This is a genomic window from Halorubrum ejinorense (assembly GCF_039522565.1).
Lineage (GTDB): Archaea > Halobacteriota > Halobacteria > Halobacteriales > Haloferacaceae > Halorubrum > Halorubrum ejinorense.
On the sequence record NZ_BAAADQ010000007.1, the window covers coordinates 93,591 to 104,277 of the forward strand.

Annotated in this window: 10 protein-coding genes; 3 read left to right on the top strand and 7 right to left on the bottom strand. The window is 73.4% G+C overall.

From position 1 onward, the window contains the following. Nucleotides 1-6: 6 nt before the first annotated feature. The 4 genes from ahbB to ABDZ89_RS08465 all read right to left on the bottom strand — a co-directional run bounded on the left by ahbB (nt 7) and on the right by ABDZ89_RS08465 (nt 2,842). Entirely contained in the window at nt 7-1,092 is a 1,086-nt protein-coding gene (gene ahbB / locus ABDZ89_RS08450; protein WP_343778246.1) for a siroheme decarboxylase subunit beta, read from the bottom strand. Between the two features lie 97 nt (nt 1,093-1,189). After that, complete coding sequence (locus ABDZ89_RS08455; RefSeq protein ID WP_343778248.1) at nt 1,190-1,657, bottom strand: DUF7112 family protein; 468 nt, start codon at nt 1,655-1,657, stop codon at nt 1,190-1,192. A gap of 9 nt (nt 1,658-1,666) precedes the next feature. After that, complete coding sequence (locus tag ABDZ89_RS08460) at nt 1,667-2,065, bottom strand: 30S ribosomal protein S6e (protein WP_343778250.1); 399 nt, start codon at nt 2,063-2,065, stop codon at nt 1,667-1,669. A gap of 66 nt (nt 2,066-2,131) precedes the next feature. Further along, on the bottom strand, nt 2,132-2,842 hold the full coding sequence (locus ABDZ89_RS08465) for a lipoate--protein ligase family protein (protein ID WP_343778251.1): 711 nt from the start codon (nt 2,840-2,842) through the stop codon (nt 2,132-2,134). A 135-nt stretch (nt 2,843-2,977) separates the two neighbouring features. On the opposite strand from ABDZ89_RS08465, the gene ABDZ89_RS08470 reads away from it, so the two are divergent. The 3 genes from ABDZ89_RS08470 to ABDZ89_RS08480 all read left to right on the top strand — a co-directional run bounded on the left by ABDZ89_RS08470 (nt 2,978) and on the right by ABDZ89_RS08480 (nt 6,179). Continuing rightward, nucleotides 2,978-4,651, top strand: a complete 1,674-nt coding sequence (locus ABDZ89_RS08470) for a sensor histidine kinase (RefSeq protein ID WP_343778252.1) — start codon at nt 2,978-2,980, stop codon at nt 4,649-4,651. Next, nucleotides 4,651-5,631, top strand: a complete 981-nt coding sequence (locus ABDZ89_RS08475; RefSeq protein WP_343778253.1) for a DUF8155 domain-containing protein — start codon at nt 4,651-4,653, stop codon at nt 5,629-5,631. Before ABDZ89_RS08470 ends, ABDZ89_RS08475 begins: the two co-directional genes overlap by 1 nt. Nucleotides 5,632-5,717: 86 nt before the next feature. Then, the gene (locus ABDZ89_RS08480) at nt 5,718-6,179 is read left to right on the top strand and encodes a PaaI family thioesterase (RefSeq protein WP_343778254.1); all 462 of its coding nucleotides are present in this window, start codon (nt 5,718-5,720) and stop codon (nt 6,177-6,179) included. On the opposite strand, the gene ABDZ89_RS08485 is transcribed toward ABDZ89_RS08480, so the two are convergent. The 3 genes from ABDZ89_RS08485 to ABDZ89_RS08495 all read right to left on the bottom strand — a co-directional run bounded on the left by ABDZ89_RS08485 (nt 6,149) and on the right by ABDZ89_RS08495 (nt 10,571). Then, nucleotides 6,149-8,188 (bottom strand): molybdopterin biosynthesis protein, encoded by a 2,040-nt coding sequence (locus tag ABDZ89_RS08485; RefSeq protein ID WP_343778255.1) that lies wholly within the window; start codon nt 8,186-8,188, stop codon nt 6,149-6,151. The genes ABDZ89_RS08480 and ABDZ89_RS08485 overlap by 31 nt on opposite strands. Beyond that, nucleotides 8,185-9,501 (bottom strand): molybdopterin molybdotransferase MoeA, encoded by a 1,317-nt coding sequence (locus ABDZ89_RS08490; RefSeq protein WP_343778256.1) that lies wholly within the window; start codon nt 9,499-9,501, stop codon nt 8,185-8,187. The genes ABDZ89_RS08485 and ABDZ89_RS08490 overlap by 4 nt, the downstream gene beginning before the upstream one ends. Before the next feature lie 95 nt (nt 9,502-9,596). Next, a complete protein-coding gene (locus ABDZ89_RS08495; protein WP_343778257.1) occupies nt 9,597-10,571 on the bottom strand; it encodes a CehA/McbA family metallohydrolase in 975 nt (324 codons plus the stop codon). Between the last annotated feature and the right edge of the window lie 116 nt (nt 10,572-10,687).

A 10,687-nucleotide genomic window follows, 5' to 3' on the forward strand; every position in this document is an offset into this window, starting at 1 on the left:
GGCGGGTCACGCCGTGTTGCTGTCCGCGCGGTCGGCGATACGGATGCCGGTCTTCTTCAGGATTCGCGTCGAGAACAGCGTGTCCCAATCGTCGCTGCCGACGTCCCAGAACTCCGACATCAGGTCCCGGACCTCCGCGATCCGGCGCTCGCTTTCGGCCTCGGTGCGCCCGTGGGTCATCGCGAAGAAGTTGTACTCCCAGACGCCCTCGTGGCGCGGACGCTCGTAACAGTGCGTGACGAAGCCGAGGTCCGCCACGGCGGGGCCCACCTCGTCGAGTGCACTCTCCGGCACGTTCCACACCGTCATCCCGTTCTCCGTGTAGCCGAGCGCGTAGTGGTTCGGGATGACGCCGACGCGCCGCACCTTCCCCTCGGCGTCGAACCGCTTGATCGTCTCGATCACCCACTCCACGTCGGCGCCGAGCGCCGCCGCCACGTCGGCGTACGGCGTCTCCGTCACGGGCAACCCGCCCTGAATCTCGACGACGAGGTCGCGCTCGTCGGGGGTGAGCGTCCCCCGGTCGCTCGGCGTGACCGCCGGACCGAGGTGCGATAAGTCGACGTCGCCGTCGGGGACCGGCCCGTCGACGAGGAACTTCGCGCCCACGTGGAACTCGCGGAGCTTCGGGAGGTTGTACGTCTCCTGGCCCGTCGCCGCCTCGATGTCGGCGAGCACCTCCTCGACCCGGTCGTTGCCGTCCTTGTCCGGGTCCGAGTGGTCGGCGACGCTCACCACGAACCACATGTTGAGGTGCGGGTGTTCGCGTTCGTAGTTGTGCGCGACGGCGGTGAACTCGTTGACCACGTCCGCGATCTCCTCGTAGCGCTCCTCGGGCGCGTGCATCGCCACGAGCGACGCGGCGCCGCCGATCTCCTCGGCGTTGACGAGGGCGCCGAACCGCGAGAGCGTGCCCGCCTCGTCGAGTTCGCGGACGCGCTCGCACAGTTCCGGCCCCGTGACGTCGACGCCGCGCTCCCGGAGCGCGGCCGCCGCCGCGTCGAAAGGCCGTTCCGTCACCGGGAACCCCCCTTGGAACGCGTTGATGATCGCGCGGTCGAGCGTCGTCAGGTCCGCGTCGACCTCCTGCATGATACTTCGTCGGGGCCGAGCGAGAATAAGCGATCCGACCTGCCGCCGGAACGGCGGACCGTAGCCGTCGTCTCGGCGGTCGGCCTTCGCGGCGCGGTCAGCCGTCCACGTCGCGGGCGATGTCCGCGAGCGACGACCGAGGCTCCCGGTTGGCGTCGTAGACGGTCCGTTCGCCCGGAACCCGCAGCCCGTACAGTTCGCCGGGGACGACCACGTCGAGGACGACGCTGTCGCCCGGCTCTCGACCGTTCGCGTCGAGCCACTCGACCAGCCGGTTCTCGCCCTCGCCGGGGTCGCGCGCGAGCCGGCGGTTGTCGAAGGCCCCGCGGAGGAGGCGGCCCTCGGAGTCGCCGGCGACCCGCGCGTGGTACTCTTCGCGGTCGAACGCGACGCGGACGACGTCGCCCGCGCTCACGCCGAGCGCGTCACAGTCGCCTGACTCGACGCGGCCGTCGAGCGCGTCGTCGTCGGGGAGTCTGACGCAGGGGCGGCGAGTGCCGCCGCTCCGCGCGAGCGAGACGCGAACGGAGGAAACGTCCTCGCCGTCGGAGGGGACGCGAGGCATCGGCCCGGCTTACTCGTCGTCTTCGGCGTCGCCCTCGCCGAACGCGTCCGCCACGTCGCCGTCGCCGTCGACGACGCTCACGTTGATCTGTGCGATGTCGTCGTCGATTTCGCGGCCGCGGACGGTGATCCGCTTGCGCTCGCCCTCGCGGGACGGCTTGAACCCGACGCCGCCTTCGAGGAGCAGCTCCTTCAGGCGGGTGCCGGAGACGTCCTCGCGCATCGGACGACCGGTCTCGTCCGAGCCGCCGGTGAGTTCGATCGTGTAGTCGGACAGCCCGACGGCGTCGCCGCCGATCTCGTCGCCGAGTTCGCGACCGAGGAACCGGTTGGCGTCCTGTCCGTCGACCTCTCGCTGGAACGTCTCGCCGGTCTCGGGGTCGGCGACGACGACTTTGAATTCGGCCATGCGCGAACCAAAACTCCCGCGCATAAAAAGCACGTCGAAACGTCGGAACCGCGAGCCGCGACGCGCTCAGGCGTCTGTCCCGTCGACGCGGACGATCCGCCGCTCGCCGTCGCCCCAGGGACCGTCGACGAACGCGTCCTCGACCGCGCGGGCAACGGCGTCCGGGTCGCCCGGGCCGCCGGCGTCGGCGACGCTCCCGACCGACTCCGGGTCGAACGGGACCCCGAGCGCCTCGTAGACGGGCTCCGTCACCCTCGCGATCGGGTCCGGATCGGCCGCCGAGACGACGAGGACTCCGGCGACGAGCGCCGCGTCCGCCCTGACCCGCTGGGCGAGGCCCGCGACCTTACCGCCCCCCGCGGCCCGCAGGGAGTGGTCGCCGGGACAGAACGCGGCCGGCGGCTCGCCGCGGACCACGTCGGCGCCGAGGTCGCGGAGCGCCTCCCGGAGGGTCGCGGTCGCGGCGTCGTACCGCGACTCGATCGACCCGCGACCCTCGCCGGTCGGCACCGCGACCCCGAACGAGAGGGTCGAGCCGGTGTACGCGACCGCGCGGCCGCCGACGTCGCGCTCGACGACCGGGAAGTCGGCGCCTCGGGCCGCGCGCTTCGCCCGATCGAACCCGTCCTCGCGGGCGTCGCGGCGACCGAACGCCACCTGCCGCGGCGGCGGGGTGACGCGAACGGCCGGCACGCCGTCCGCGGCCGACGCGAGCAGGTCGGCCGTCGGGCTCCGGTCGGCGGCCGGCGTCTCGAGTTCTCCCCTGTACACGCGCATACGACGCAACTGACGGGCGGACCGCACAAGCCCCTTGCGCTCGGTCGGGTCGCGCGAGGGCGCCGCCCTCACGCGTCGCGAGCGTCGTCGCGTGACACAACAGTTTTGTCGGCCCTGAGAGTGGTACCGATATCGATGAGCGACCTCGGCGCCCTGCCGGTCCAAGCGTACCTCACCGCCTGCCTGCTGGCGGGGGGTATCGGACTCTGGCTCGGCCGGGTCGCGTGGCGGGACCGAGACGAACCCGGGGGGCTCGAGGTCTCGCTCTATCTCCTCTGTGGCGGGGCCGTCTCCGTCCTGTACGCCCTCCGCGTCGCCGCACCGGGAGAGGTCGCGATGACGGTCGCGCTCAACCTGTCGACGCCGCTCCTGGGCGCGCTCCCGGTCCTCTGGATGGCGTTCGCGCTGGCGTTCACCGGCCACGACAACTGGCGGACGGAAAACCGGATCGTCGCGCTCGTGACGCCGGCGTTCGTCTGGGTGCTACTCGCGTGGTCGAGCGGGACGCACGGGCTGGCTCGGCGCTCGGTGACCCCCGTCGTCGACGGGCCGTTCACGCTGCTCGGATACGGGCTGGGTCCCGCCGGCGGCGTGTTCGTCCTCTTCTCGTACGCCCTCTGTATCGCCGGCGCGCTCCTCGTCGTCGACCTCTACGAGCGGACGGGGAACCGATACCGGCTCCAGACGTTCGTCATCCTCCTCGGCACGCTGTTCCCGTTCCTCGCGGGGGGCGCGACGGTGGTAGACGTCGGGAGCTACGCGCACCTCTCGTGGCTCCCGACGGCGTTCGTGATCCACGGCGTCTTCCTGTACGGCACCGTCTTCTGGCTCGGGACCCTCGACGCCGCCGTCGTCGCCCGTGACACCGCCGTCGAAGTGATCCAAGACCCCGTGATCGTCGCGGGTTCGGACGGACAGATCCGGGACCTGAACCCCGCCGCGGAGTCGATCCTCCCGCCCGACGCGGTCGGTTCCGAACTGGGCGAGGCGTTCCCGCGGCTGGAGACCGGCGTCGAGCACCCGATAACCATCGGCGACCGCCAGTTCGACATTCAGGAGGACCCGATAACCGACCCGCGCGGGACCGACCGCGGCCACGTCTTCCTCCTCCGCGACGTGACCGCGCGGGAGCGGCGACAGGCGGAACTCGAACAGCGCGAAGCCGAACTCGAACGCCAGAACGAACGGTTAGAGGAGTTCGCCGGCGTCGTCTCTCACGACCTGCGGAACCCACTCGCGGCCGCCTCGGCGGCGGTCGAACTGGCGCGACAGCGCGCCGACGACCCCGACGGCTCGCTGGACCGGGCGGCGAACGCCCACGAGCGGATGGACGACATGATCGAGGGGCTGCTCGCGCTGGCGACGGCTGGCGAGACGGTCGACGAACTCGACCGCGTCTCGCTCGACGCGACGGTCAGGCGCGTCTGGTCCCGGCTGGAGACCGCGGACGCGACGCTCGCCGTCGAGGGCGACGCGACCGTGTCGGCCGACGGCGACCGCCTCGAACAGCTGGTCTCGAACCTGTTTCGCAACGCCGTCGACCACGCCGGCGAAGACGTGGCGATCACCGTCTCGGTCGCGTCCGACGGCGACGAGGTGACGCTCGCGGTCGGGGACGACGGCCAGGGAATCCCCCCGGAAGACCGAGAGCGCGTCACCGAGCGGGGCGTGTCGCTCGGCGGGGGGACGGGACTGGGGCTCGCGATCGTCGGCGACATCGTCGAGGCCCACGGCTGGACGCTCTCGGTGTCGGCCTCCGACGCCGGCGGCGCCCGGTTCGTGATCGAGGGGATGGAGGCCGCGGACTGATGCCGGGAGCGCCCACCGACGGCGAGCCGGTCGAGGAAGCGGTCCGGATCCCCCCCGGGGTGATCGAGCGCTACCGACGTTTCTCGCGGTTCAACTCCCCGTATCCCGCCCACGACCGCGGCCGCGCCGTCGACCTGTATCCCGGCGACGGCGTCGGCCGATCGCCGGTCGCGGGCGTCGTCCGCGACGTTCGGACCGTCGGCTGTCCGGACCGCTCGTACGCGGCCGCCGAGGACCACCTGATCGTCGTCGATCTGACCGACGACTGGTGTGCGCGCGCCGGGGCCCCGCCCGGCACCGCCGCGCGCATCCTCCACGTGATCCCCGAGGTCTCACCCGGCGACCGGGTGGCCGTCGGCGACGCGCTCGGCCCGACGACCCGGTCGGGGTTCTTCGGGCAGTGGGTCGCCGACCACGTCCACCTCGGCTTCCGACCGCCGGACGCGGACCCGCTCCGGGCGAGCGGATCGCTTCCGGTCAGGGCGGACGTGCCCGTCGAGCCGGTCGAGTGGGACGGAACCGGTCCCGTCGTCGAGCGCGGGCCGACCCACGTCGTCGTCGCGGGGCCTCGGCGCGCGAAGTCGGGTCCGGACTTCGCGGCGCTCGCGAGCGACGAGGGAGCCCCGCTGGACGGCGGCCTCACGCACTACGCCGGCGGCGGGACGTTCGCGGCGCCGGACCCGACCGGCGAGGCGGCCCGTCACGACCGCGCGGCGGACGGCGCGTGCGTGTCGCTGTTCGGGACGACGGTCGGAACCCGGATCGAGCGCCCCGGCGAGCCGGAGGTCGGCCGCGTCGAGTGGGCGCCCGTCGACGTGCGCGCGAACGGCGAGCGGGTGGTCGGCCTCTCGCTTTTCGCCGACCGCGGCGAGCGGTTCGGGGTGAAGGTCGTCTGTCCCGACCGGGAGTTCGCGGTCGGCGAGTCCGTGACGCTCGACGTCGTCCCCAGCGACGACCCGATCCGGCTCGGGGTCGGGTGACCCGCCGCGGGGCCGGCCGGTCCAATTGACGGCCCGTTGTCTCGCGTTTCCGGGGGCTACAAGCCGCCCGAGAGCGACCCGGGAACATGGACCGCACGGACGTCGCGGAGATGGACCCGCTCCCTGACGAGGCGAAGTCGTTCGTCCAGCGGAAGCTAGAGGACGAACACGGCTACCTCTCGTGGCTGAACACGTCGGTCGAGGTCATCGAGCGCGGCCGCGTCGTGCTCTCGATCCCGTTCGACGACAAGCTCACGAACGCCGACGGACGGACGATACACGGCGGCGTCGCGGCGACGCTCATCGACACGGCCGGCGGCGTGGTACAGCGCACGGCGTTCGAGGACCCGCTCGCGGGCGGCGTGGCGACAGTGAACCTCAACGCGAACTACCTCCGGCCCGCGACCGGCGACCTGCGCGCCGAGGCCGAGATCGTTCGAGCCGGCGGGTCGATCGGCGTCAGCGACATGACCGTCACCGCTGCGACCAACGGGGACAGCTCCGAGGTCGTCACCGGTCAGGGGTCGTTCCGGCTGTTCCGCGAGTAGCCGGGGAGGGAGTCGAGGATCGCGTCGAGGTCGGGACGCTCGGCCGTGGCTTCACCAGAGCCCTCGCCCGACAGCTCCGCCGCCAGCGCCGCGACCGGATCGCGGTCGGCCCGGTCCGGAGCGGCGCGGACGACCACGGACTGCTCGCCGAGCGGAACGAACTCGCAGCCGAGTCGCGTCGCCGTCTCGCGGAGCCCGAGCCCGGCGTCCGCGTCGCCGGCGGCGACCGCCCGGACCGGGCTCTCGAACGCTTTCACCGTCCGCTCGTACCCGTCGATCCGCTCGGCGAGTTCGCGGCGGTCGGCGTCGCGCCCGCTCGCGAGGGCGTCGAGCGCCGCGTCGAGGCTCCGCCGGAGCCCGGAGACCGTCGGCCGGTTCCGGAACCGCAGGTCGCGGTCGATCAGGTCCGCGATCCCGGTCACGTCGTCGGGGTTGCCGTCGGGGACGACGAGGCCCCACTCGCGGGTCCAGCCCCCGAGGTCGACGCCGTCGACCTCGCGGTCGGTCGGCCCCGCGGTCACGGCCACGTCGGGGACGCCGTCGCGGAGGCGTCGGAGGCCCTCGCGGGAGCCGACGGCGAGGTAGCGCGGGCTCGCGAGCCGGTCGAGCAGCCGGTTGAGCGCGGGGTCGTCCTCGCCGACGCCGAGGAGCGTCGGCGGCCGCACGTCGGGCGAGAACAGGTCGACCGAAACGGACTCGCCGACGTCGAGGTACTCGGTGTCCGGGTCGACCGCGACGACGCCGTCCGCCTCGACGAGGCTCGTCGTCGCGCCGGAGCCCTTGTCGACCGGGTAGACGAGCGGGCGGTCGTCCGCGTCGCCGACGGCGCCGCCGTCGCTCAGGTCGAGCAGGCCGACCGGCATCAGACGCAGGCGTCCCTCGCCGTAGCGCTCGCTCACGCCCATCCGGCCCTCGACCGTCGCCGTCGCGGGCTCGGGCTGGCCGGCGGCCTCTCGGATCGCCGGCGCGACGAACGTCCGGAAGATGGTAAGCGCGGACACCGGGTAACCGGGGAGGCCGACGTATGCGGACTCGCTGCCGCGCGAGTCGTCCGCCTCGTCGGTTCGGTCCAGCCGCCCGACGAGCATCGGCTTGCCGGGCTTGACCGCGACGCCGTGGAGGAGGAGCTCGCCGCGCGCCTCGATCACGCGGTAGATGACGTCGACCGCGCTCGCAGAGGTCGACCCGGAAGAGAGCACGAGGTCGCACTCGTCTGCCGCCCGCCGCAGGAGTCGCTCCATCTCCTCGTAGTCGTCGCCGGCGTGCGGATAGAGGACAGGTTCGCCGCCCGCCTCCTCGACGCCCGCGGCGATCGTCGTCGAGTTCACGTCGTATATCTCGCCGCGGCCGGGGTCCAGTTCCTCGCCCGGCCGGACGAGCTCGTCGCCGGTCGAGACGATCCCGACCCGCGGGCGGCCGCGGACCGGAACCTCGTCGACGCCGAGCGCCGACAGCAGCCCGATCTCTCGCGGCGTCAGCCGAGTGCCCGGGCCGAGCGCGCGCGCTCCCGCCGCGATGTCCGTCCCCGCCGTCATCACGTGATCGCCGGGCGCGACCGAGGTTCGGACCGCGATCCGCGAGGGTTCGTCGGCGGCTTCGGCGCCCCCGCTGGCCCCGTCGCTCTCGCCCACCTCGTCCGTCCGCTCGACCATCACGACCGCGTCGGCGCCGTCGGGCATCACCGCGCCCGTGGATATCTCGGCGCAGGTACCGGGCTCGACTGTCACGTCGGGAGCGGCGCCCGCGTGGACCGTGCCGACGAGGTCGAGCGTCGCGGGGTCGGCCTCGTCCGCGCCGAAGGTGTCGCGCGCTCGCACGGCGTAGCCGTCCATCGAGGCGCGGTCGAATCCCGGCACGTCGATAGCGGCGTCGACCCGCTCGGCCAGCACGCGGCCGCGGGCCTCCCGCAGCGGGACCGCCTCCGGCGCCGGCGACAGGTCGAGCGACGCGACGGCGTCGCGGGCGGCCTGCGGGGTGGCGAGGTCGCGGAACTCCTTGCGGTCGCTCATTGGGTCACCTCCCACAGTTCGACGTCGACCGGCTCGCCCGCGTCGAGCCCCTCGCGGGGCTCCGGCACGACGACCCAGCCGTCCGCGAGCGCGACGCTGGAGAGGATCCCGGAACCGCTGGCGCGCGTCGGCGTCGCGGTCGGGAGCGCGTCGGCGGGTCCGTCGCCGTTGGCGGCAGCGTCGTCGCCGTTGCTAGCAGCGTCGTCGCCGTTGGCGGCAGCGTCGTCGCCGTCGGCGGCGTCCGGCTCAGAGAGCGACACCCGCGCGAACGTCCGCACGCCGGGCTCGCTCGCGACCTTCCGACCGAGCGTCGCCCGCCGCGTGGGGAACGGGTCGGCGGTCGCTCCGGCCGACCGCTTCATCGCGGGCCGGAGGAACTGGGCCGCGTTGACGATACACGCCACCGGGTACCCGGGCAGCGAGACGACCGGCGTCCCCTCCGCGCGGCCGAGACACACCGGGTGGCCGGGCTTCAGGGCGACGCCGTGGACCAGCACCTCGCCGATACCGTCGACGACCTCCGGGATCAGGTCCCGCTCGCCCACCGAGGAGCCGCCGGTGGTGACCACCACGTCGGCGTCGAGGTCGGCCGCGACCGCCTCGCGGAGCGCGTCCGGGTCGTCGGTGACGACGTCGCGGTAGCGCGCCTCGCCGCCCCACCGCTCGACGAGCCGCGAGACCGTGAGCCCGTTCGTCTCGATCACTTCGCCGGGGCCGGGGTCGGACTCGACCAGTTCCTCGCCGGTCGGGATCACGGCGACCTCGGGCGGCTCCCGGACCGCGACCTCGTCGAGGCCCACGGAGCGCAGCAGGCCGATGTCGGAGGGGCGGAGGGCGTGCCCGGGCTCGTACAGGCGCTGTCCGGCCGCCACGTCCTCGCCGGCCTCGCCGACGTTCTCGCCGGTCGCGACCGCGTCGAACACTTCGAGGTCGTCGCCGACCGCCTCGACCCGTTCGATCATCACGACCGCGTCGGCGCCCTCCGGGACCGCGCTGCCGGTGTGGACGCGGACGGCCTCGCCGGGCGCGACGCGCTCCGACTCGACCGGCTTGGCGGCGAGGACCGCGGGGGAGCGGTCGCCGGCGCCGAAGGTGTCGCTCGCGCGGACCGCGTAGCCGTCCATCGCGGCCCGGTCGTACCCCGGCACCGGCGCCGGCGCGTCGATCGGCTCGGCGACGACGCGGCCGTCGGCGGCCCCGACCGGGACCGTCTCCCGCCGGTCGTGCGGCGTGACCGCGTCGAGCAGCGTCGCCCTCGCGTCCGCGACCCGGGTCCGCCGCTTGAATCCGGACTCGCGTCTGTCGTGGCTCATGGATGTCCATTTCGCGGCCGCGGGCAAAAACCCCGTTCTCCGCGGGCGGCGTCGCCGGAATCAACGGGTTCCGGCGCGCTCGCCGAGACGGCCCGTCAAGCGAACCAGGAGAGGATCCGACGGGTGCGGTGGATCGATTGGAGGGTCGCGACCTTCGCGGCCGAGAGCCCGTCGGCGGCGGTCCGCTTGGTGGCCCGCGCGCCGCGGGCGGCGCCGGTCCGCGCGTAGTACGCCGACCGCCGACTCGCGGCGCCCACGTAGTGTTTCGCCGCCATCCGGATGGGGGCGCGGCGGCCGCTGACGGTCGTCGTCCCGCGGCGGATCGCCGACAGCACGTCGTCCGCGGTGACCCCGTGAACCGACTCGCACCCCTCGATCGTCAGTTCGGTGAACGCCCGGCCGACGTACTGGAGGTGGTGCGCGTCGCTGGCGGCGACGCCGGGGTAGCCGTGCGTCGCCGCGAACCGCCGGGCGCGACGGTTGCGGTACCCCGTGAACAGCCACGCGTTGAACACCTCGATCGCGTCGACCTCGTGGACCGGTGCGGACTCGCGAGCCGGCGCGGGCTCGTTGACGACGTCGATGTCGGCGGCCGCGACGGGCGAGCCGCCGTCCCCGGTGACCGACGCGGCGGGCTCCGCGTCCGACTCCAGCACGGCGCCCTCCGCGGGCGCTTCCTCGGCCGCTTCGGGGGTCGGGATGTGACGCTGGCGGACCCCGTGTCGCGAGCGCTGGAACGGGTGCGGAACGATCGCGACGCCGCCGCGCTCGTGGATCCACTCCACCGTCTCGGCGTACGGGCGCCCGCGCGGCGGCATCCGCTCGACGCCGATCGCGAGGAGGTGGCCGTGCGCGGTCGACACCTCCACGCCGGGGATGCCGATCAGGCCGAACTCGGCGGCGATCTCGGCGGCTCGCTTCGACTCGCGGATCACGTCGTGGTCGGTGATGACGACCGCGTCGAGCCCGATCTCGGCCGCGTGCTCGAGTATCAGGTCCACGGGCTCGTGGCCGTCGTAACTGCCCTCCGAGTGGACGTGGGGATCGATGCTGACGGTGACGCGAGACACGTCCCGACTACGCGGCGGCTCGTATATAAATGCGCGAGGGACGCGGACGGCGTCGCGTTAAGTTAGAGGATGAGGCGCTCGACTTCAGAGTGTCTATGGCCGAAACCGAGCGCCTC

Coding starts and splice junctions, on each gene's coding strand:
- ahbB (WP_343778246.1), bottom strand. CDS start 1,092: ATGCAGGAGGTCGACGCGGACCTGACGACGCTCGACCGCGCGATCATC.
- ABDZ89_RS08455 (WP_343778248.1), bottom strand. CDS start 1,657: ATGCCTCGCGTCCCCTCCGACGGCGAGGACGTTTCCTCCGTTCGCGTC.
- ABDZ89_RS08460 (WP_343778250.1), bottom strand. CDS start 2,065: ATGGCCGAATTCAAAGTCGTCGTCGCCGACCCCGAGACCGGCGAGACG.
- ABDZ89_RS08465 (WP_343778251.1), bottom strand. CDS start 2,842: ATGCGCGTGTACAGGGGAGAACTCGAGACGCCGGCCGCCGACCGGAGC.
- ABDZ89_RS08470 (WP_343778252.1), top strand. CDS start 2,978: ATGAGCGACCTCGGCGCCCTGCCGGTCCAAGCGTACCTCACCGCCTGC.
- ABDZ89_RS08475 (WP_343778253.1), top strand. CDS start 4,651: ATGCCGGGAGCGCCCACCGACGGCGAGCCGGTCGAGGAAGCGGTCCGG.
- ABDZ89_RS08480 (WP_343778254.1), top strand. CDS start 5,718: ATGGACCGCACGGACGTCGCGGAGATGGACCCGCTCCCTGACGAGGCG.
- ABDZ89_RS08485 (WP_343778255.1), bottom strand. CDS start 8,188: ATGAGCGACCGCAAGGAGTTCCGCGACCTCGCCACCCCGCAGGCCGCC.
- ABDZ89_RS08490 (WP_343778256.1), bottom strand. CDS start 9,501: ATGAGCCACGACAGACGCGAGTCCGGATTCAAGCGGCGGACCCGGGTC.